Origin of the sequence: Sphingomonas melonis, from assembly GCF_013409985.1 — a bacterium.
Lineage (GTDB): Bacteria > Pseudomonadota > Alphaproteobacteria > Sphingomonadales > Sphingomonadaceae > Sphingomonas > Sphingomonas melonis_A.
Map to the genome: position 1 here is coordinate 80,208 of NZ_JACCBY010000002.1, position 20,010 is coordinate 100,217.

Sequence of the window (20,010 nt, forward strand, 5' to 3'; positions counted from 1 at the left end):
ATCCTGTCGGTGGTGACACGCGTTGCCACCATTCGGAGGCCTAGCATCCCGCCAGCGCTGCCCCTAAGTCGTGACGATGCTCACACCTGATCAGGCGCGCGATCGCGCCGCCGATATCGTCGCCCGCGCCATCCGTGCCGGAGCCGACACCGCCGATGCCGTCTTCGCCGCCGATGCCTCGCTCGATCTCTCCGTCCGCCTCGGCGCGCTCGAAGACGTCGGCCGGTCGGAGAGCGAGGAACTGGGCCTGCGCGTCTTCGTCGGTCAGCGATCGGCCAGCGTCTCGACCTCGGACCTGTCGACCGAGGCGACCAGCGCGCTGGTCGAACGCGCGGTCGCGATGGCGCGCGAGGCGCCCGAGGATCGCTGGGCGGGGCTCGCCCCGCAGGAGCGGCTGCTGCACGGCGCGCCGCCGCTGCTCGATCTCGTCGACACCGATGATCCGTCGCCCGCCGCGCTGCGCGAATGGGCGCTGGCGGCCGAAGACGCCGCGCGCGCGGTTCCCGGCGTCACCAATAGCGAAGGCGGCGGCGCCAGTGCCTCCCGGTCGGTCTGGGCGCTGGCAACCAGCCACGGCTTTGCCGGCGCCTATGCCGCCACCGCCTACAGCCTGTCGGCCAGCGTGCTCGCCGGCGATGCCGCGACCGGCATGGAGCGCGACTATGCGCACCACGCCGCCCGCAAGCGCGCGCATCTCGACACCGCCGAATCGATCGGCCGCCTCGCCGGCGAACGTGCGGTGGCGCGGCGCAATCCGGGCCGCGTCGCGAGCGGGCCGATGCCGGTGGTGTTCGATCCGCGGGTAGGCTCGTCGCTGCTCAGCCACCTCACCGGGGCGATTTCCGGGCAGTCGATCGCGCGCAAGACCAGCTTCCTGCTCGACGCGCTCGGTACGCAGGTATTCGCCAGCGGCGTATCGATCTGCGACGACCCGCATCGGCCGCACGGGCTGCGCTCGCGCCCCTTCGATGGCGAGGGGCTGCCGGTGTCGCCGGTCGCGATCGTCGAAAATGGGATGCTGGAGACCTGGCTGCTCGACAGCGGCTCGGCGCGGCAACTGGGGCTGGAGCCGACCGGCCATGCCGCGCGCGGCGTCGGCGGCGGCCCCGGCGTGTCGCCGAGCAACCTCTATATGGCGGCGGGCATCGTGCCGGTCGAAACGCTGATCGCCGACATCGCCGATGGCGTGTACGTCACCGAGCTGATCGGGCAGGGGATCAACGGCGTCACCGGCGATTACAGCCGCGGCGCGGCGGGCTTCCGCATCGTCGGCGGGGAGATCGCCGGCCCGGTCGCCGAATTCACCATCGCGGGCAATCTCAAGGACATGTTCCTGGCGCTGACCCCCGCCAACGATCTCGCCTTCCGCTATGGCATCAACGTGCCGACGCTGCGGGTCGACGGTATGACGGTCGCGAGTGGCTGAGGCCCTCGGCCAGCTGACCGCCGCGGTGGCGGAGGTGACGCGGGAAGCCGCGGCCATGGCGCTCGACCGCTGGCAGACCGACTTCGCCCGCTGGGAAAAGACGCCGGGCAGTCCGGTGTGCGAGGTCGATCTCGATGTCGACCGGATGTTGCGATCACGGCTGACGGCGCTGCTCCCGGAGGCGGGATGGCTGTCGGAGGAAACCGTGGACAGCCCCGAACGGCTGGGCCGCACGCGCGTCTGGGTGGTCGACCCGATCGACGGCACCCGCGATTATATCCGGGGCCGGCCGGGCTGGGCGGTGTCGGTCGCGCTCGTCGATGCGGGCGAGGTGGTGCTCGGCGTGCTCGAGGCGCCGGCGCGCGACGAGCGCTGGCGGGCGACGCTGGGGCAGGGGGCATGGCGCAACGATCTAGCGCTGCGCGCCGGCGACCGCAGCGTGCTGGCCGGGGCACGGGTGCCGACCGATGCACTGCCGAAGATCGATCGCCACCTGACCGCGGTGCACAAGCCCAATTCGATCGCGCTGCGCATGGCGATGGTCGCCGCCGACGAGGCCGATCTGTTGACGACGCTGCGTTGGGGCAATGAATGGGACATCGCCGCTGCCGCGCTGATCGCGGCGGAGGCGGGCGCGACGGTAAGCGACGCGCTCGGTGCCCCGCTGCGCTACAACAAGCCCGACCCGACCGCCTTCGGCGTGATGGTCGCGGCGCCCGCCATCCACGCCGAAGCCCTCGCCTGGCTCGACCCGCGGGCGCGCGCGGCGTTTGCCGGCTAAGGTCGTTCTTTCAAATGCCTGATCCGACAGCGGAACATGCACCGCCTGCGTAACGTTTTATGTCTGACGACGGCCTGGTGGTCTGTCGCGTTGCAAGGGATGCCGAACGATGTTGTGGACGATTGCCGTAATCCTGCTGATCCTGTGGCTGCTGGGCTTCTCGCTCCACGTCGCTGGTGGCCTGATCCACATCCTGCTGGTCGTTGCGATCATCGTCGGCCTGATCCAGCTCTTCACCGGGCGCCGCGCGATATAAGGGCGGACGGGTGGCGGCGCCGGCCGGCGTGCCACCCGTCACCGTCGCTCAGTGGACGAAGCGCGCGACCACGTCGCGGTAGCTGCGGCTGACCTTCACACTGGCGCCCGAGTTGAGCACCAGGAAGCATTCGCCATTGGTGTGCGGCTTGACCTGCTTGACCAGGTCGAGATTGACGATCGTCGACCGGTGCACCCGCTGGAAGCGGCGGGGATCGAGCCGCTTCTCCAGATCCTTCATCGTCTCGCGCAGGATCAGCGTGTTGTCGCCGGTGTAGATGCACATGTAATCGCCGGCCGCGTCGATCCGCTCGATCGTATCGACATCGACGCGGAAGATCTGCCCGCGATCCTTGATGTTGATGAGCTTCTCGAACCGATTGGCGCTGACCGCGTCGCCGCCGTCGACCATATCGGCCGCCGCTTCGGGGGCGTGTTCGGCGAGCACCTCCTTGAGCTTCTCGACCTCCTCGACCCCGCGCTTCTCGCTGAGCCGTTGCCGGACGCGCTCGATCGTGTCGGCGAGCCGCGCCTCCTCGACCGGCTTCATCAGATAATCGACCGCCTGCGCCTCGAACGCGCGCAGCGCATGGTCGGAATAGGCCGTCACGAAGACGAACAGCGGCGGCTCGACCTCCATCAATCCCTGGACCACCGAAAAGCCGTCGAAACCCGGCATCTGGATATCGAGGAAGACGAGGTCGGGCTTGTGCGTCTTGATCGCCCGGATCGCCTCGCGGCCGTTGGAGCATTTCTCGATGATCTCGATATCATCGTGCGCCTGGAGCCGGAGCTCCAATCCCTGGATCGCGAGCGGTTCGTCGTCCACCAGGATGGTTCTGATCGTCATGCGGCCTCTCTACTCAGATCGTCGAGCTGGAAGGGAATTTCGATCTCCACCGAAAAGCCTCCAGCCGGCGCGGTACGCGTCTCGAAGCGGTGATCCGGGCCATAGGCCTGGATCAGCCGCTCCCTAATATTGGGGAGACCCACGCCGGTTGAAAGGCTTGGCATCACCCGGCCTTCGAGCAAACCCGGTCCGGTGTCGGATACGCCGATCTGCACGCGATCCCCGGCGAGCCGCACGCGGACGCAGATTTCGGCGCCTTCCTCCTGCGTGCTGACCGCATATTTGATCGCATTCTCGACCAGCGGCTGGAGCAGCAGCGAGGGCAGCCGCGCGCGCTCGGCGGCCTGATCGATATCGAAGACGGGCCGCAGCCGCTCCTCGAACCGCATCTTCTCGATTTCGAGATAGAGCTTCAGCGTCTCCACCTCCTGCGCCACGGTGACATGCGCGGTCGGCTCGTTGGCGAGCGTATAGCGCAGGAAGGCCGACAGGCGGCTCAGCATCGCATTCGCCCGCTCGGTCTGCTTGAGCAGCACCAGCGTCGAGATCGAATTGAGCGTGTTGAACAGGAAGTGCGGGTTGAGCTGATAGCGCAGCATCGCGAGCTGCGCCGACGACGCCTGGTTCTCGAGATGCTGCATCTGGTCGATCTGATCCTCGACGATCAGGTAGAAGTTGATGCCGAAATAGAGCGCCGACCAGCCGAACAGCGCGGTGAAGGTGACGTAGAAGGACACCAGCATGCGCGGCAACGTCACGCCGGGCTGGCCGTTCTGGATCAGCGACCAGGTGAATGCGTCGAGAAAGGCGGAGAACAACGTCGCCAGCGCGAAGGCGAGGATCGTCAGGATGAGGCCGGGCGCGCGCGGCAGGCTGCGGAAATAGCCGTACAGCGTCGAGAGCAGCAGCGTCACGCAATAGCCGACGATCGCTTCGAAGATCACCGGGATGATGACGTCGAGCGACAGGTTGGTCAGCGTCGAGGCGCCGCGGAGCAGCAGGTAGCCGGTCCAGCCGACGGCCTGCAACGTCCAGAAGGCGCGGCTTTTGTTCTCGAAGAACGGACGCACGTTGAGCGCCGGGCGGGATGGGGCGGGTAGGGTCGCCATGTTGGGGCGTCTCTACACGGCGGAGGCCGGTCGTGCAAAAAAGAAGGGCCGCCGCTCCCTGGGAGCGGCGGCCCGTCAGTAAGTGACGTGCTCCTGTGTTAGAAGCCGACCACCAGCGTACCGCTGATCGTACGTGGCGCGCCGATGAAGGCATTGCGTACGCTCGAATTGGAAACGTTGCCGGTGAAGCCACCCACGTACAGTTCGTCGAACACATTGGTGACGTTGAACTGCAGATAGGTACGGTCGTTGAGGCCAGCCCAATTGAGTGCCAGCCGGGCATCGAGATCGACCGTCGTATACGCGGGGACCTTGGCGCCATACACCTGATAAGGGGTGACTACGCCATTGAGCGTATAGGTTTGCACCACGTTGAGGTTCTGGTCGTTGACGTAGCGAGGACCAGTCCGCTTGGCCTGAGCTCCAAACTGGACCCAGCCGAGATCGAACGCCGCGCGACCACCGAAGGTATACACCGGAGCACCTGCCTCGCGCTTGCCGGCCGTCAGCGCAAAAACCTGCTGTCCGACGGTCGTGCATGTTCCTACGCCTGCCGATGCACCCGCAGCAACGTTGGCGGCGGAGCATTCACCCGTCGCTACGTTATCCAGGATCTTCGACTTCAGGTACGACCCGAAGACATAGAGCAGTACTGGACGAACCGGTGCGTAGGCGATGCTGCCGTCAACGCCATATTTATGCACCGTCCCGAGGTTGCGGTAGATGGTAACGTCAAGCTCGGGATCGTAGGCCGAAGCGAGACGGTTGGTGTAGAAGGTGTACCAGCCCGCCAACGACGCCTGGATCTTACCGGACTGGTAGCGAACACCGGCATCGATGTTATCGGTCGTTTCCGGCAAAGGCCGTGCACGTGCGTTGGTGATTGGGAACGCAAAGGAGTTGTACAGGTTGTCCGTACCGGGAACCTGTAAACCCTTTGAGTAGTTGGCGTAGATGTTGAAAGATGGCGCGACTTGGAAGGTGAAGCCGGCACTCGGCAATACCTTGCTGTAGTTGAACTCGCGCTTTTGCGGTGCCGCGTAGGTCGGGTTCGCCGTCAGGAAGGCCGCCTGCGCCGTCAGATCGTTGAAGCAATCGACGAAGCCGATGTTGCTGCCAGCCTCGCTTACGCAGAAATTGTTCAGCTTTCGCTTGAAGAACGGCGCGCGGATGCCTGCGTTGATGGTCAGCTTGTCGTCGATAAAACGACCGCGATATTCGCCGGACACCTGGTGCAGGATGGCCAGTGATTTGCGATTGCGCTTCTCGATCGGCTTGCCACTCGCATCCAGAATGGGATTGTCGATCGGGAAGACATTCGCCGCATAGCCGTTAGGCAGCAGGTAGCCGACCTCGCCCGTCTGGCGATGGCGACCATAATCGAACGTGTAATTGATGCGGGCAGTCTGTGTATCAGCGAAGTCGTAGCGCAGATTGGCCACAGCGACGAAGCGGTTCGTCTCGGTGTGGCTAGGCGCGTAGAGCTCGACGCCTTGGGTGGTGTTGGTCAGCGCGCCCGTGGCGGCGTTGCGACCCGGCGTGTCGAGCGTATCGCCGTCGTGGTTCAGATCTCGGCCGCCGAAGTAAGGTTGACCACCGATATATCCATAGATCGGGGTGGTGATGCCAGCCAAAGCGGCCGTCGCTGCGCGCGAGAAGAAGCCTTCGTTGCCCTTGACGGCACTCGAACCGCCATTTGCCTTGGTATAGCTGTAGCTTGGATCGACCGTCAGCACCAGGCCGTCGGCCAGCGTGAACCGCGAGTTCATCCGGACATTCGCGGTATTCGACGGGTTGTAGCTGTAGTCATACGCCGTGCCGCACGTGTTCGGCACGTCCGCTACGCCAGCCGTAGGCGTGTCGGTCTGGCAGAGTCCCTGATCATAGTCGCGCTCGCCGCGGGTGAGCGGAAAGCGATTGTTCGATGCCGTACCGACAACGCGGGGCGTCGTCGTCAGCGACTGGTTGGGCGCGGTTCCGGTGACGCTGATGACCGTAGGATCGGTGCGCAGGACGGCCGAGCTGAAGTTGTTGTTCCGGTTACGGTTGTAGTGGCCGGCGAGCGAAACAAAGTCGCCACTGCTGCCAATCGGTTGATACAGCTTTGCGTTATACTGCTGCTTATCAACGCCACTGCGGGGATTGTACGGGTTGTTGTAGGTCTGGGTGCTGGCCGCGACCCATGCCCGGGTACCTATCGACGTAAAGTTGCCGGTGTCAACGACGCCAAAGATGCGGAACATGTCGTAGGAGCCATACGACCCCTGCATCCTGGCATGGAATTCTTCGGTGGGATTACGGCTGCGATAATTGACCGTCGAACCCGTTGCCGATGCGGTCGGGCTGTCGACGTCCGTCGAACCGAGGCTGACGCTGACCTGGTCGATCAGTTCAGGGTCGAGCTGCTGGTTGGAGTAGATAGCATAGTTTCCGGTATCGTTAACCGGAATGCCGTCGAATGTCTGAGAGACGCGGCTGCCGTCAAAGCCGCGGATCGACAATGTGCCGCCCGACCCGCCGTAGCCATCGTTGTTCTGAAAGCTCACGCCGGGAAGCATGTTGATCGTGTCGTTGATCGTCTGGCCAGGGGTCTGATGTGCGATGAATTCCTGGCTTAGGACCGCGCGAGTCTTGGAGGTGTTTGGCGTGGAGATGCCCGCTACAGTGCCGTCACCGACGCGGCCGGTGACCACGATCTCGTCGGCTTCCGCGTCGACAGTACCAGTCGACTGAGCGAAGGCCGCGCCTGGAATCATGAGCGCGGCAAAGGCCACGCCACAAGCGAATGTCATACGCATTTGATCTAGTCCCCTTTGAGCGATGAGCTCTGGAATCGCGGCTCGTCTTTGACCGTTGCCGCTGCCCATGTCGGGTGATTATTGCGAGTTTGTGACATTGACGAGCGCCCCCGCGTACCGGTCGCGCTTCTGATTTTGTGCGTTGCAAAAACGCCACGCTTTTATGATGTTAGTCTCGATACGGAACGATTGTCGATCCCGGCGATCATCCGGTTTCCGCCACGATTTCAGCCCATTGCGCCTCACTGATGACCGTGATGCCCAGCTCGCTCGCCTTCTTCAGCTTGGACCCCGCGTCGGCGCCCGCGACGACCAGATCGGTCTTCGCCGACACCGATCCCGACACGCGCGCGCCGAGTGCTTCCGCTTGGGCCTTGGCCTCGTCGCGGGACAGGGTTTCGAGCTTGCCGGTGAAGACGACGGTCTTGCCGCTCACCTGCGAGGCGCGGGTTTCCCACACCACGTCGGTGGGTCGGACCTCGCGCAGCAGGTCGAACACCACATCGCGATTGTGACGCTCGGCGCAGAAGCCGATCAGCGCGCCGGCGACCTCCGGCCCGATGCCAGGCGTCTCGATCGCCGCCACCAGCAGCCGGTCGCGGCGCAGCACGAATTTGCGGTCGCTTTCGCCGAGTACCGGCTGGATCTGGTGGTGGAGGAACACCGCGTGGCGCAGCATGGCGCCGAGCGCGCGGATCGAGCGATAGCGCCGCGCAAGGTCGCGGGCGGTGATCTCGCCGACGTGGCGGATGCCGAGCGCGAACAGGAAGCGGTCGAGCGCGATCTCGCGCCGCGCCTCGATCGCCGCGACCAGATTGGCGGCCCAGGTGCGGCCGTCCTTCTTGCGCGCGGCGAGCTGGTCCTCGGTCAGGCGGAAGATGTCGGCCGGCGACTGGATCAGGCCGTCGGTGAAGAATGCCTCGATCAGCGTCGCGCCGAGGCCGGTGATGTCGAACGCGTGGCGCGAAACGAAGTGGATCAGCCGCTCGACGCGTTGCGCGGGGCAGATCAACCCGCCGGTGCAACGGTAGACGACCTCGCCTTCGTCGCGCTCCACGGTCGATCCGCAATCGGGGCAGAGGCGCGGGAAGGGCCAGGCGGGCCGGTCGGCGTCGGGGGTCAGGTTGCGGACGATCTGCGGGATGACGTCGCCGGCGCGCTGGACGACGACGCGGTCGCCTTCACGCACGCCGAGCCGCTCGATCTCGTCGGCATTGTGGAGCGTGGCATTGGTGACGACCACCCCGCCGACGGTCACCGGGGCGAGCCGCGCGACCGGGGTCAGCGCGCCGGTACGGCCGACCTGGATATCGATCCGCTCGAGTGTGGTCTGCGCCTGTTCGGCGGGAAATTTGTGTGCGATCGCCCAGCGCGGAACCCGGCCGACGACGCCCAGCCGCTCCTGCCAGTCGAGCCGGTCGAGTTTGTAGACGACGCCGTCGATGTCGAACGGCAGATCGGCGCGCTGCGCCTCGATGCCGGCATAGGTGCGGAGCACCGCGGTGGCATCGCCTGCGCTCGCGATATTGGGCGTGAGTGGCGTGATCAGATCGTCGTCGGCGACGCGGAAGCCCCAGCGCCGGATGTGCTGCATCATCGCCGATTGCGTCGCCTCCGGCAGCGCCTCGTGATCGCCCCAGCCCCAGGCGAAGAAGCGCAGCGGGCGGGTGGCGGTGACCCGCGCATCCTTCTGGCGCAGCGATCCCGCCGCGGCGTTGCGGGGATTGGCGAACTGGCGCGCCTTGGCCGGGTCTTCCGCCTCGTCGAGCAGCCGCTGGTTGAGCGCTGCGAAATCGGCCTTGGCCATATAGATTTCGCCCCGGACCTCGAACACCGCGGGCGCGTCAGCGGGCAGATGCTGGGGAATGTCGGCGATGTGGCGGACGTTGGCGGTCACATCCTCGCCGATCCGGCCGTCGCCACGGGTCAGCGCCTGTTCGAGCACGCCATTCACGTAGCGCAGCGAGCAGGAGAGGCCGTCGATCTTGGGTTCGGCGGTGAGCAGCACCGGCTCCGCGTCGTCGAGCCGCAGGAAGCGGCGGATGCGCGCGACGAATTCGACGACATCCTCGTCGCTGAACGCGTTGTCGAGGCTGGTCATCGGGCGCGCATGCGGCGCCTTGGCGAGATGCGCGGCGGGAGCGGCGCCAACCTGCTGATTGGGCGAATCGGCGCGGACCAGCTCCGGAAAGGCCGCCTCGATCGCGGCATTGCGCCGGACCAAAGCGTCATAGTCGGCATCGGAAATCTCCGGCGCATCCTCGCTGTGGTAGCGCCGGTTATGGTGGGCGATCTCGGCAGCGAGCGCTTCCAGCTCTGCGGCGGCGTCCGGCGCGGTTTTGGGCAGGTCGGTCATGGCAGCGGGGTAGGGGACCGGGGGGTGATCGGGCAAGCCGTGCTGCGTCCGCTCCGCCGCATCTGTCATCATCCTATTGTAAAAAGACAAAATCTTTGCGCGGCGATGAACCAACCGCGACGGCGGGCGATTGCGACGGATACATCCCGGAGTTTTGCCATGACCGACCAGACCAACCGTCGCGACCTGTTCAAAGGCGCCGCCGTCGCGGGCGCCGCTGCCGTTGCCGCTCCCGCCTTCGCCCAGGCCGCTCCGGCGGCGGCGCCGGCCGATCCGCGCACCAAGTTCACCAATCAGCCGTTTCCCGAACAGAAGCAGAAGTGGCCGGCGTTGCAGCGCGAGATGAAGCCCGTCCCCGACTGCGGCGAGGCGAGCTATCGCGGGTCCGGCCGGCTTGCGGGGCGCAAGGCGCTGGTCACCGGCGGCGATTCAGGGATCGGCCGTGCCGCGGTGATCGCCTTTTCACGCGAGGGGGCCGATGTCGCGATCAACTATTTTCCGACCGAAGAACCCGATGCGCAGGATGTCGCGCGGCTGTTGCGGGCGGAGGGTCGCAAGGTGGTCCTCATCCCGGGCGATCTGACCGACGAGAAATTCTGCCGCGACCTGATCGCCCGCGCCAACCGCGAACTCGGCGGGCTCGATATCCTCGTCAACAACGCCGCCTATCAGCAGTCGAAGGAGTCGATCGCCGAGATCACCGCCGAGCAATTCGACCGGACGATGAAGACCAACGTCTATGCGATGTTCCACCTGTGCAAGGCGGCGATCCCGCTGATGAAGCCGGGTGCGGCGATCATCAACACCGGCTCGGTCAATTCGGTCGCGCCGGAAAAGGAACTGCTCGATTATGCCTCGACCAAGGGCGCGATCCTGATCTTCACCAAGGCGCTGGCCAAGCAGCTCGGCAAGCAGGGCATTCGCGTCAACATGGTGGCGCCCGGGCCGATCTGGACGCCGCTGCAGGTCGCCGGCGGGCAGCTGCCGGGCAAGATGCACGAATTCGGCCAGGACACGCCGCTGGGGCGGGCAGGACAACCGGCGGAGCTCGCCGGCCTCTACGTGGCGCTCGCCGACGGCGGCAACAGCTTCACGACGGGCAGTGCGTTCGGCGCCAACGGCGGGACCGGCGCGATCTGATCGCGTCGCGCGGGATCGGCCCATGCCGGTCCCGCGATCCCCGCATCACGCGGTTTCGAGCAGCCGCTCCGCCTGTGCGCGCGCCTCGTCGGTCACGGTCGCGCCGGAGAGCATCCGTGCGATCTCCTCGCGCCGCTCCGCCTCGTCGAGGATGCGGACGCCGGTTCGCGTCACCGTGCCGTCGTGGCTCTTGGCGATCAGCAGATGCTCCGCGCCCCGCGCCGCGACCTGCGGCGAGTGGGTGACGACCAGCAGCTGCGTATGTTCGGCAAGTCGCGCCAGCCGCTCCCCGATCGCGCTCGCCACCGCGCCCCCGACCCCGCGATCGATCTCGTCGAAGATCATCGTCGCCGCGCCTCCTTCTTCCGCCAGTGCGACCTTGAGCGCGAGGATGAAGCGCGACAGTTCGCCGCCCGAGGCGATCTTGGCGAGCGGCGCGAACGGCGCGCCGGGGTTGGTTGCGATCTCGAACTCGACGCGATCCTTGCCATGCGAGGACCAGCCGTCGGGTGCGTGGGTGACGACGACGGTGCGGAAGCGTGCCGCGTCGAGCTTCAACGGAGCGAGTTCGCCTGCCACCGCGGCATCGAGCCGCTCGGCGGCCGCGTGACGCCGCTTCGACAGGATGTCGGCCGCCGCGTCGTAATCGGCACGGGCCGCGGCGACGGCACTCTCCAGCACCGCGATGCCGCCCTCGCCGGCGTCGAGCCGTTCCAATTTGGTGCGCAGCTCCTCGGTAAGCGCGGCCAGCTCGTCGGGCTGGACGCGATGCTTGCGCGCCATGCCGCGCAGCTCGAACAGCCGCGCCTCGTCCTCTTCGAGCGCGCGCGGATCGAAGGCGAGGTCGCGGCGCGCCTCGGTGAGCTGCTCCTCGGCCACCGTCGCCTCGATCACGGCGCGGTCGATCGCCGCCAGCGCTTCCCCGAGCGCGACGTGATCCTCGGCGATCCGTTCCAGCACGCGCGCCGCCTGGCGCAGCTGTGCGAGGCCGCCGTTCGACCCCTCCAGATAGTCGTCGATCGCGGCGAGCTCGTCGGCGATCTTCTCGGCACGCTGCATGTCGCGCCGCTTGTCGGCCAGCGCCTCTTCCTCGCCGGGCTCGGCGGCAAGCTTGGTGAGCTCGCCGACCGCATGCTCCAGCCATTCGCGATCGCGGGCGGCGGTCTCGATCTCCGCACGGGCAGCGGCGAGCTTGGTCTCGGCGGCGCGCAGCGTCGTCCAGGCGCGGGCCGTGTCGCCCGGATCGACCCGTCCGAACGCATCGAGCAGCGCGCGGTGGCCGCGTGGGTTGAGCAGGCCACGGTCGTCATGCTGGCCGTGGATTTCGACCAGCATCGGCGCCATCTCGCGCAGCAGCGCCGCGCCGGCGGGCTGGTTGTTGACGAAGCCCCGGCTTCCGCCATCGGCCTTGACGATCCGGCGGATCAGCAAGGGCTCGCCCGGCTCGACCTCGACGCCATTGTCGTCGAGCAGCGCGGCGAGCGGGCCGCTCGGCGGATCGAAGGTCGCGGTGACGACCGCCTGCGTGGCGCCGTGGCGGACGAGTCCGGTTTCCCCGCGCCCGCCGAGCGCGAGCCCGAGCGCGTCGAGGAGGATCGACTTGCCCGCGCCGGTTTCCCCGGTCAGCACGTCGAGCCCCGCCCCGAATTCCAGGTCGAGCGCCTCGATCAGCACCACATCGCGAATGGACAGCGCGGTCAGCATTGCGGCGGATATAGCGCGGCGTTAGCGGGATGTTGATCCCTAAACGTTCTGCTGTCGTACGAAAGGCGGCTCACCCGGCGGCGGGCCGTCAGCTCGTCGGCGTCTCGGTGCTGGGTGCCGGGCCGCCGGTGGTGCCGCCGGTCGTCCCGATCGGCGTCGGTGCGCCGGGCGCCTCCGCCTTCGGTACCGCCGTGCCCGATTCGCCGGGGAGCGAGGGCGTCTTCGCCCCGGGCGTGCCGGCCGGGATGATCGGCTGGCCCGGCGGGATCGGTGCGACCGGCTTGACCGGATGCTTCTGCATCAGCTCGTAAGCGTGATTGTACCAGTCGGTACCGGGATAATTGGCGCCGAGCACCGCGGTGGCCTTCTGCGCTTCCTCGGGCAGGCCGACGGCGAGGTAGCTTTCGGTCAGGCGCATCAGCGCCTCGGGCGTGTGCGTCGTTGTCTGGAACTTGTCGATCACGGTACGGAAGCGGAGCGTCGCCGCCAGCCACTGGCCGCGCGTCTCGTAGAACCGCCCGATCTCCATCTCCTTGCCGGCGAGGTGATCGTTGACCAGATCGATCTTCAGCCGCGCGTCGGAGGCGTAGCGCGTGTTCGGATAACGGCGGGTCAGTTCGCCGAGTGCGTCGAGCGCCTGGCGCGTGATCTTCTGGTCGCGGGTGACGTCGCGGATCTGCTCGTAATAGCTCAGCGCGACGAGATAATAAGCATAGGGCGCGTCGCGGTTGCCGGGATGGACCGACAGGAAGCGCTGCGCCGACTGGATGCTCTGGGTATAATCCTTGTTCAGGTAATAGCTGAACGCGCTCATCAACTGCGCGCGGCGTGCCCAGATCGAATAGGGATGCTGGCGCTCGACCTCGTCGAACAGCACCGCCGCCTCCTTGTAGCGGCCCTGATCGAGCCGCTTGCGCGCCGTCGAATACAGCGTGCCGACGTCGCGGGCGACATAGGGCAGGTCGGACTTCGCACGATTGCGGGCGCAGCCCGCGACGGGAAGCGCGAGGACGGCGATCAGCGCTGCGGCAAGCGCCTTGGACTGGGGGATACGCATCGGCTAAGGCTCTTAGCGTAAGGCCGCCCGTGCGAACAATCCCCCCCGTCGCACGTTGGCGCCAAGTTGATACGATCACGAAAGGACCCGCATGCCTGCTACCCTGCTCCACACCCATCGCGTCGAAAAGCCATGGGGTCGGCATGATCTGGGCTTCGGGTTCGAGGATGCGCCGGCCGATGGCGAGCCGATCGGCGAGATCTGGTTTCAGGAGCCGGGCGACACCTCCCCGGACCTGCTGATCAAATATCTGTTCACCGGCCAGAAACTGTCCGTGCAGGTCCATCCCGACGACGAGCAGGCGCATGCGCGCGGCCTGCCGCGCGGCAAGGACGAATGCTGGACGATCCTCGCCGCCCGCCCCGATTCGACGATCGCACTCGGCCCCAAGGCGCCGATCACCGCCGACAAGCTGCGCGCCGATGCGCAGGACGGCTCGATCGAGGACGATCTCGACTGGGTGCCGGTCAAGGCCGGCGATTTCTATTATGCGCCCTCGGGGACGATCCACGCGATCGGCGGCGGGCTGACGTTGATCGAGGTGCAGCAGAACAGCGAGACGACCTACCGTCTCTACGATTACGGCAGCGATCGCGAGTTGCACCTCGACGACGGCGTCGCGGTCTCGCACCTCACGCCCTATCAGCCGATCACCTCGCCGGGCGCTGCGGGCGAGGGGCGCACCATCCTGGTCGAGGGGCCGAAGTTCGTGCTGGAACGCTGGTCGGCGGGCGAGCGGCAGGTGGCCTTGCCGGAAGGCCGCACCGGCTGGCTCGTGCCGATCAGCGGCTCGGGCGAGATCGCGGGGGTGGCGTTTAACGCCGGTGAGTGCCTGACGGTGACGGGCAGCGAGACGGTCACCACCAGCGGTGATGCCGATATCCTGTTTGCCTACCCCGGCACGCAGCGGATCTGACGATCCGATTGGGGAAAGCCTTAACGTCATGTGGTTAGTACGCGGATCATGGTCCGCGTACTGACGCTCTCGACGCTCTTCCCCGATGCCACCCGGCCCAATTTCGGGGTGTTCGTCGAGCGGCAGACGCGGGGCCTCGCCGCTGCCGACGGTGTCGAGGTCCGTGTCGTTGCACCCATCGGTCTGCCGCCGGGGCCGCTCGCGCGTATCCAGCATGCCGACAAGCTGACCCTGCCGCAGCGCGAGCAATGGAAGGGGCTCGACGTTTATCGTCCTCGCTTCGCGTCGATCCCCGCGGTTCGCGGCCGCTGGCACGTCGACCGGTTGGTCCGCGCGCTGACGCCGCTACTCGATCAGATCCGGGCCGACTTCCCCTTCGACGTCATCGATGCATCCTTCTTCTTCCCTGACGGACCAGCAGCGGTGGTGCTCGGCAAGCGCTACGGCGTCCCCGTCTCGATCAAGGCGCGTGGTGCCGATATCCATCATTGGGGCAGGCAGCGTCCGACCGCGACACAGGTCATCGCCGCCGCGCAGGCGGCCGACGGCCTGCTGGCGGTGAGCGCGTCGATGCGGGACGACATGGCGGCGCTCGGCATGCCCGCCGACCGCATCCGCGTCCATCATACCGGCGTCGACCTCGATCGTTTCCGGCCTGTAGAAGACCGTAGCGTGGCGAAGGCAGCGCTTGGGCTCGCGGGACCGTTGGTGCTGTCGCTCGGCGCGCTGATCCCGCGCAAGGGGCATGATCTGGTGATCGAAGCCGTCGCCGCCTTGCCGGATGTTTCGCTGGCGATCGCCGGGAACGGACCGGAGCGGGATCGGCTGATCGCACGCGGGGCGGAGCTGGGCCTGGGCGATCGGTTGCATATGCTCGGCAGCGTCCCGCATGGCGACCTGCCCGCAATCTGCGCCGCGGCGGATGTGATGGCGCTGGCCTCCGCGTCGGAGGGATTGGCGAATGCGTGGATCGAGGCGCTCGCCTGCGGCACGCCGATCGTGATCTCGGACGCGGGCGGTGCGCGGGAGCTGGTGACATCCCGTGCTGCCGGACGGATCGTGCCGAGAGACGCGGGGGCCTTCGCGACGGCAATTGCCGAGCTGCTCGCCGCGCCGCCGGAGCCTAAAGCCGTGCGCGCCAGTGCACTGCCGTTCACCTGGGAGGCGAATACGGCGGCCCTTGTCGACCATCTATGTGGCTTGGTCGCCCGCTATAGGCGCGACGCGGTTCCGATGCCTCAGGCGTCGAGGGGGTAGAGCGCGGCGCCGATGACGCGGCCCTCGCCGCGCAACACGCCCCAGGCGCGGGCGGCGGCGCGGCTGTCCATTGCCTCGACCCCGATCCCGCGATCCTCCAGCGCGGCGACCAGAGTCACCGGCGGCCGCACCAGCGTGGCGCCCGTGCCGATCAGGATGAATTCGGGACTGGCGTCGATCAGCATCTGCAATGCCGCCTCGCCGAGATCGGCAAGCGGCGGCGGTGTCCATTCCGCCGCCTCTTCATGCGTCATCAGCAACGCGCGGACGACGTGCTCCTCGTCGATACGGAAGCCGCTGCCGACGAAGCCGCGTACGATCGGACCGCCGCTCTGGGCATCGGGCTGCATGCGCATCGGCTCAGCGCTCGCGCGGGGCGACGCGCTCCGCATTGTCCGTCACGCCGCGCGCCGGCTTCTCGCCGCCGGTCGGCTCGGCGCGCAGGCCGAGCGTGATGAGCAGCGACGACGACACGTAGATCGACGAATAAGTGCCGACGACAATACCGAGGATCATCGCTGCGGTGAAGCCGCGCAGCACGTGGCCGCCGAGCAGCAGCATCGCAATCAGCGCGAGCAGGATCGTCACCGAGGTCATGACGGTACGCGGCAGCGTCTCGTTGACCGACAGGTTGATGATCTCGCGCATATCCATCTTGCGATAGCGGCGCATGTTCTCGCGGATGCGATCGTCGATGACGATCTTGTCGTTGATCGAATAGCCGATGATGGTAAGCACCGCCGCGATGATGTTCAGATCGAACTCGAACTGAGTCAGCGCGAAGAAGCCCACGGTCATCAGCAGATCGTGGACGATGGCGACGATCGTGGAGACGCCGAACTGCCATTCGAAGCGCAGGATCGCGAACAGGCCGATGCCGAGCACCGCGAGCACCACGGCAAGGACGCCGTGCTGGATCAGCTCGCCCGACACCTTGCCCGACACGGTCGAGTAACGGCTGAAGGTGGCGCCGGGAAACGCCTGCGCCAGCGCGGTCTCGACCTTCTTGACGACGGCGTTGGTCGCTCCCTCATCGGCGCCTTCCTGGACGGGGAGGCGGATCGTCAAGGTCTTCGGGTCGCCAAATTGCTGCAGCGACGCATCGCCGACGCCGAGGCGATCGATGACCGTCCGCACCTTGTCCTGATCGGGCTGGCTCGGGAATTTCTCCTCGATCATCAGGCCGCCGACGAAATCGACGCCGAAGTTCAGCCCCTTGAGGCCGGTGATGCCGATCGCGATCACGCTGAGCAGCAGCGTCAGTCCGAACGCCCAGCCGCGCAGGCGGACGAAGTCGATGTTCGTATTGTCGGGTACGATTTTCAGGAGGCGCATGTTCTGGCCTTTCGCCTCAAATGTTGATCGTCTTGGGCTTCTCGCGCCGAATCCACTGCGCGACGAGCATGCGCGTGAAGGTGACGGCGGTGAAGACCGAGGTGGCGATACCGATCAGCAGCACGACCGCGAAGCCCTTGACCGGGCCGGAGCCCAGCGCGAACATGATGATGCCGGAAATGGCATGCGTCATATTGGCCTCGAAGATGGTGCGGCTCGCTTCCTTGTAACCGAGTTCGACAGCCTGGACGACCGTGCGTCCGCGCCGGCGCTCTTCGCGAATACGCTCGTTGATCAGCACGTTGGCATCGACCGCGGTACCGATCGTCAGCACGAAGCCGGCAATGCCGGGAAGCGTCAGCGTACCGTTGAGCAGCGCGAGCACGCCGAGGATGACGAACACGTTGATGACGACAGCGATGTTCGCATAGAGCCCGAACCGGCCGTAGGTCAGGAACATGAAGGCGACGACCAGCGCCACCGCGACCGAACAGGCGAGAATGCCGGCTCGGATGGAGTCTGCGCCGAGATCGGGGCCGACGGTCGATTCCTCGATGACCTTGAGAGCGACCGGCAGCTTGCCCGAGCGCAGCGCGATCGCGAGCTGGTTGGCGCTCTCGACGGTGAAGCCACCGTTGATGACAGCGTTGCCGCCGAGGATCGGTTCGTTGATGTTGGGGGCCGAGATCACCTTGTTGTCGATGATCATCGCGAACGGCTTGCCGGTGTTCTGCTGCGTGACGCGAGCGAAACGGTTGCCGCCGGCCGCATTGAACGTGATCTGCACGTTGGGCTGGTTGGTCTGCTGATCGAACGCCTGACGCGAATCCGCCAATTGGTCGCCCGAGATGATGACCGACCGCTTCACCGCGATGAACGGAATGCCGGAGGGATTGCCGGGGTACGGCAGCACCTGGCTGCCGACCGGGGCGATGCCCTTGAGCAGATCGGCCGGATTGGCGGTGGTATCGACCAGCTTGAACTCGAGCCGGGCCGTCTTGCCGAGCAGATCCTTGAGCGCCTGCGGGTTCTGCAAGCCCGGAACCTGCACGAGGATGCGATTGTCGCCCTGCCGGACGATCGTCGGCTCACGCGTACCGAGTTCGTCGATACGCTTGCGGACGACGTTGGTGGCGTCCTCCATGGCCGTCTTGATCGCCTGCTGCAGGCCGGCCTGCGTCGGGGACAGTACGAAGCGGCTCGAATCGACGACCTGGATGTCCCATTCGCGCTGGCCGGTCATGCCGGCACCGCCGCCGGTGATGCCGAGCAGCCGCTCGCGCGCCGCGTCGACCTGGCTGGGATCGCGCAGCATGAAGCTGATCTGGTTGTTGCGCGTCGAGATTTCACCGATCTCGATCCGCGGCGTGCCGTTGCGCATCGTGCCCTGGATCTGCTCGCGCAGAGCTTCGATCCGCGTGTTCGCCAGGTCCTGCGTATCCGCCTCGAGCATCAGATAGCTGCCGCCGGCGAGGTCGAGCCCCTTGTTGACGCGCGGGTGGAACGGCCAGTTCGCCGTTGTCGATTCGGGCAGGAACGTCGGGATGGCCAGCGCGCAGAGCAGCGCGAGCACTGCCCAGATCGAGACTACCTTCCAGCGCGGGAAGTCGAGCATCAGTCGTTCGCCGGCTTCGTGTTGAGGCCGGTCACCTCGGCCAGCGTCGCCTTGACCACGCGGATGCGGGTGTTGGGTGCGATCTCGACCTCGACGAAATTGTCCTCGACCCGCGTGACCTTGCCGACGACGCCGCCGGCCGTGACGACGCTGTCGCCCTTCTTCACCGCGGCGACCGCCTGTTGCAGCGCCTTCATCCGCGCCTGCTGCGGGCGAATCATCAGGAAGTAGAAGACGATGAAGATGAGCAGCAGCGGCGCGAAGCTGATAAGCTGGGCGTAGCCGCCGGATTCAGCGGCGCCGCCGGCGGTCTGTGCATAGGCTGGAGAGATGAACATCGGATCCGTGCATGGCTGATCGGCGGGGGAAATCCTCCGCACAAGATATCCGCGCGCTAGCATCGGTCAGGGCAGCGCGCAATGTTGCGCCGCTGCAACGGCTCTTCCCGGCGCGGCAACGATAAAGGCCGCTTGCATCCCCCGGCGGACCCGCCTACAGGCCCCGCTCCGGGATCGAAGGCCTTGCGCCGACGGTCCCTCGGTCGGGGCGTAGCGCAGCCTGGTAGCGCATCACACTGGGGGTGTGGGGGTCGCAGGTTCGAATCCTGTCGCCCCGACCATTTCATCCGCTCGGAGCGAGCGGCCGGATCGATCCTAAGCGGATCTCCATTCCATGACAGCTTTATAGGACCAGCGGCGCGCGCGGCGACCGCCGCGCCGCCTTCATGCGTTGCGCAGATGCTGCAATTCGGCGTCGAGATCGGCGCGGGTCAGCTCGAGATGCTGGATCATCAACTGTTCGACCGTCGCACCGTCGCCGTCCAGCCACGCCGTCAGCAGGTCGCGATGTTCGCGATCGGCGCGGGCGAACCGGCCGGCGGGTTCCAGATGCGCGATGACATAGCGTTCGGCCAGCATCGCCAGCCGCTCGATCAACTGCGTCGTCAGCATCCGGTCGCCCGGCCGGACCAAAGCGACGTGGAAACGGCGGTGACGCACCGCGACCTCGGTCGGCGCGGCATCGCGCGCCTCTTCGAGCGCGACGAGAGACTTGGTGGCATGGCTCCGGTCGTCATCGTCGGCCTCCGCGGCGCCGATCGCCGCGGCACGTGGCTCGATCGCCAGGCGGAGCGCATAGATTTCGTCGGCCTGCTCCGCCGACAGCGCGCGGACCGCATAGCCGCGGTTCGCCTGGCTGTGGATCAGCCCCTCATGTTCGAGCCGCACGAGCGCCTCGCGCAGCGGGATCTTGCTGACCCCCAGTTCGGCAGCCAGCGCGTCCTGGCGGATCGGCGCCTCGGCGCGGATTGACCCGTCGACGATCCGCTCGCGGACGATTTCGAAAACTTGGTCGGACAGGGTCCGTACGACGATGCTCATCGGCTCATTTCCCAGCGCAAGGAACGCGGCGC

Annotated in this window: 17 protein-coding genes and 1 tRNA gene; 7 read left to right on the plus strand and 11 right to left on the minus strand. The window is 66.6% G+C overall.

Translation table 11 applies throughout. The features are described 5' to 3' along the window. Positions 1-76: 76 nt before the first annotated feature. The 3 genes from HD841_RS07080 (at position 77) to HD841_RS07090 (ending at position 2,463) form a co-directional block, all read left to right on the plus strand. Complete coding sequence (locus HD841_RS07080; protein WP_179508203.1) at positions 77-1,426, plus strand: TldD/PmbA family protein; 1,350 nt, start codon at positions 77-79, stop codon at positions 1,424-1,426. After that, complete coding sequence (locus tag HD841_RS07085; protein WP_373562960.1) at positions 1,419-2,207, plus strand: 3'(2'),5'-bisphosphate nucleotidase CysQ; 789 nt, start codon at positions 1,419-1,421, stop codon at positions 2,205-2,207. The genes HD841_RS07080 and HD841_RS07085 overlap by 8 nt, the downstream gene beginning before the upstream one ends. A gap of 109 nt (positions 2,208-2,316) precedes the next feature. Then, positions 2,317-2,463, plus strand: coding sequence for a lmo0937 family membrane protein (locus tag HD841_RS07090; RefSeq protein ID WP_179508204.1), 147 nt, complete (start codon positions 2,317-2,319; stop codon positions 2,461-2,463). Between the two features lie 48 nt (positions 2,464-2,511). Here HD841_RS07090 and HD841_RS07095 read toward each other — a convergent pair whose 3' ends face one another. From HD841_RS07095 to ligA, 4 genes are all read right to left on the minus strand, one after another. Then, the gene (locus HD841_RS07095; RefSeq protein ID WP_179508205.1) at positions 2,512-3,312 is read right to left on the minus strand and encodes a LytR/AlgR family response regulator transcription factor; all 801 of its coding nucleotides are present in this window, start codon (positions 3,310-3,312) and stop codon (positions 2,512-2,514) included. Beyond that, positions 3,309-4,421: a sensor histidine kinase gene (locus HD841_RS07100; RefSeq protein ID WP_179508206.1), complete on the minus strand. Its 1,113-nt coding sequence runs from the start codon at positions 4,419-4,421 to the stop codon at positions 3,309-3,311. Before HD841_RS07100 ends, HD841_RS07095 begins: the two co-directional genes overlap by 4 nt. Positions 4,422-4,519: 98 nt before the next feature. Then, positions 4,520-7,219, minus strand: a complete 2,700-nt coding sequence (locus HD841_RS07105; RefSeq protein ID WP_306455775.1) for a TonB-dependent receptor — start codon at positions 7,217-7,219, stop codon at positions 4,520-4,522. A 205-nt stretch (positions 7,220-7,424) separates the two neighbouring features. Beyond that, entirely contained in the window at positions 7,425-9,575 is a 2,151-nt protein-coding gene (gene ligA / locus HD841_RS07110) for an NAD-dependent DNA ligase LigA (protein ID WP_179508804.1), read from the minus strand. A 159-nt stretch (positions 9,576-9,734) separates the two neighbouring features. On the opposite strand from ligA, the gene HD841_RS07115 reads away from it, so the two are divergent. Beyond that, on the plus strand, positions 9,735-10,715 hold the full coding sequence (locus HD841_RS07115; RefSeq protein WP_179508207.1) for an SDR family oxidoreductase: 981 nt from the start codon (positions 9,735-9,737) through the stop codon (positions 10,713-10,715). A 45-nt stretch (positions 10,716-10,760) separates the two neighbouring features. Here the strand turns inward: HD841_RS07115 and recN are convergent, their stop codons facing one another. Then, positions 10,761-12,419 (minus strand): DNA repair protein RecN, encoded by a 1,659-nt coding sequence (gene recN, locus HD841_RS07120; RefSeq protein WP_179508208.1) that lies wholly within the window; start codon positions 12,417-12,419, stop codon positions 10,761-10,763. Between the two features lie 88 nt (positions 12,420-12,507). Beyond that, positions 12,508-13,476 carry an outer membrane protein assembly factor BamD gene (locus HD841_RS07125; protein ID WP_179508209.1) on the minus strand — a complete coding sequence of 323 codons (969 nt, stop codon included), beginning with the start codon at positions 13,474-13,476 and terminating at the stop codon, positions 12,508-12,510. A gap of 91 nt (positions 13,477-13,567) precedes the next feature. Between HD841_RS07125 and HD841_RS07130 the strand changes: the two genes are divergently transcribed. Both HD841_RS07130 and HD841_RS07135 read left to right on the plus strand, forming a co-directional pair. Further along, on the plus strand, positions 13,568-14,392 hold the full coding sequence (locus HD841_RS07130) for a phosphoheptose isomerase (RefSeq protein ID WP_179508210.1): 825 nt from the start codon (positions 13,568-13,570) through the stop codon (positions 14,390-14,392). Positions 14,393-14,440: 48 nt separating this feature from the next. Further along, complete coding sequence (locus HD841_RS07135; protein ID WP_179508211.1) at positions 14,441-15,649, plus strand: glycosyltransferase; 1,209 nt, start codon at positions 14,441-14,443, stop codon at positions 15,647-15,649. Here HD841_RS07135 and HD841_RS07140 read toward each other — a convergent pair. The 4 genes from HD841_RS07140 to yajC are packed head-to-tail and all read right to left on the minus strand — an operon-like array spanning position 15,631 to position 18,937. Then, the gene (locus HD841_RS07140) at positions 15,631-15,999 is read right to left on the minus strand and encodes an Mth938-like domain-containing protein (RefSeq protein WP_179508212.1); all 369 of its coding nucleotides are present in this window, start codon (positions 15,997-15,999) and stop codon (positions 15,631-15,633) included. The two genes, HD841_RS07135 and HD841_RS07140, sit on opposite strands and share 19 nt — an antisense overlap. A gap of 10 nt (positions 16,000-16,009) precedes the next feature. Further along, entirely contained in the window at positions 16,010-16,984 is a 975-nt protein-coding gene (secF, locus tag HD841_RS07145) for a protein translocase subunit SecF (protein WP_179508213.1), read from the minus strand. Positions 16,985-17,000: 16 nt separating this feature from the next. After that, complete coding sequence (secD, locus tag HD841_RS07150; RefSeq protein WP_179508214.1) at positions 17,001-18,599, minus strand: protein translocase subunit SecD; 1,599 nt, start codon at positions 18,597-18,599, stop codon at positions 17,001-17,003. After that, positions 18,599-18,937 (minus strand): preprotein translocase subunit YajC, encoded by a 339-nt coding sequence (gene yajC, locus HD841_RS07155; RefSeq protein ID WP_179508215.1) that lies wholly within the window; start codon positions 18,935-18,937, stop codon positions 18,599-18,601. The genes secD and yajC overlap by 1 nt, the downstream gene beginning before the upstream one ends. Positions 18,938-19,141: 204 nt before the next feature. Between yajC and HD841_RS07160 the strand changes: the two genes are divergently transcribed. Continuing rightward, positions 19,142-19,218 (plus strand) — tRNA-Pro (locus HD841_RS07160). A 103-nt stretch (positions 19,219-19,321) separates the two neighbouring features. Here HD841_RS07160 and HD841_RS07165 read toward each other — a convergent pair. Beyond that, on the minus strand, positions 19,322-19,978 hold the full coding sequence (locus HD841_RS07165; protein ID WP_179508216.1) for a GntR family transcriptional regulator: 657 nt from the start codon (positions 19,976-19,978) through the stop codon (positions 19,322-19,324). Positions 19,979-20,010 lie beyond the last annotated feature (32 nt).

What these genes read in the sequence shown, in the direction of transcription:
- HD841_RS07135 (WP_179508211.1), top strand. Translation starts at nt 14,441, where the DNA reads ATGGTCCGCGTACTGACGCTCTCGACGCTCTTCCCCGATGCCACCCGG.
- HD841_RS07100 (WP_179508206.1), bottom strand. Translation starts at nt 4,421, where the DNA reads ATGGCGACCCTACCCGCCCCATCCCGCCCGGCGCTCAACGTGCGTCCG.
- HD841_RS07090 (WP_179508204.1), top strand. Translation starts at nt 2,317, where the DNA reads ATGTTGTGGACGATTGCCGTAATCCTGCTGATCCTGTGGCTGCTGGGC.
- ligA (WP_179508804.1), bottom strand. Translation starts at nt 9,575, where the DNA reads ATGACCGACCTGCCCAAAACCGCGCCGGACGCCGCCGCAGAGCTGGAA.
- secF (WP_179508213.1), bottom strand. Translation starts at nt 16,984, where the DNA reads ATGCGCCTCCTGAAAATCGTACCCGACAATACGAACATCGACTTCGTC.
- HD841_RS07125 (WP_179508209.1), bottom strand. Translation starts at nt 13,476, where the DNA reads ATGCGTATCCCCCAGTCCAAGGCGCTTGCCGCAGCGCTGATCGCCGTC.
- HD841_RS07165 (WP_179508216.1), bottom strand. Translation starts at nt 19,978, where the DNA reads ATGAGCATCGTCGTACGGACCCTGTCCGACCAAGTTTTCGAAATCGTC.
- HD841_RS07105 (WP_306455775.1), bottom strand. Translation starts at nt 7,219, where the DNA reads ATGCGTATGACATTCGCTTGTGGCGTGGCCTTTGCCGCGCTCATGATT.
- secD (WP_179508214.1), bottom strand. Translation starts at nt 18,599, where the DNA reads ATGCTCGACTTCCCGCGCTGGAAGGTAGTCTCGATCTGGGCAGTGCTC.
- yajC (WP_179508215.1), bottom strand. Translation starts at nt 18,937, where the DNA reads ATGTTCATCTCTCCAGCCTATGCACAGACCGCCGGCGGCGCCGCTGAA.
- recN (WP_179508208.1), bottom strand. Translation starts at nt 12,419, where the DNA reads ATGCTGACCGCGCTGTCCATTCGCGATGTGGTGCTGATCGAGGCGCTC.
- HD841_RS07130 (WP_179508210.1), top strand. Translation starts at nt 13,568, where the DNA reads ATGCCTGCTACCCTGCTCCACACCCATCGCGTCGAAAAGCCATGGGGT.
- HD841_RS07115 (WP_179508207.1), top strand. Translation starts at nt 9,735, where the DNA reads ATGACCGACCAGACCAACCGTCGCGACCTGTTCAAAGGCGCCGCCGTC.
- HD841_RS07140 (WP_179508212.1), bottom strand. Translation starts at nt 15,999, where the DNA reads ATGCAGCCCGATGCCCAGAGCGGCGGTCCGATCGTACGCGGCTTCGTC.
- HD841_RS07080 (WP_179508203.1), top strand. Translation starts at nt 77, where the DNA reads ATGCTCACACCTGATCAGGCGCGCGATCGCGCCGCCGATATCGTCGCC.
- HD841_RS07095 (WP_179508205.1), bottom strand. Translation starts at nt 3,312, where the DNA reads ATGACGATCAGAACCATCCTGGTGGACGACGAACCGCTCGCGATCCAG.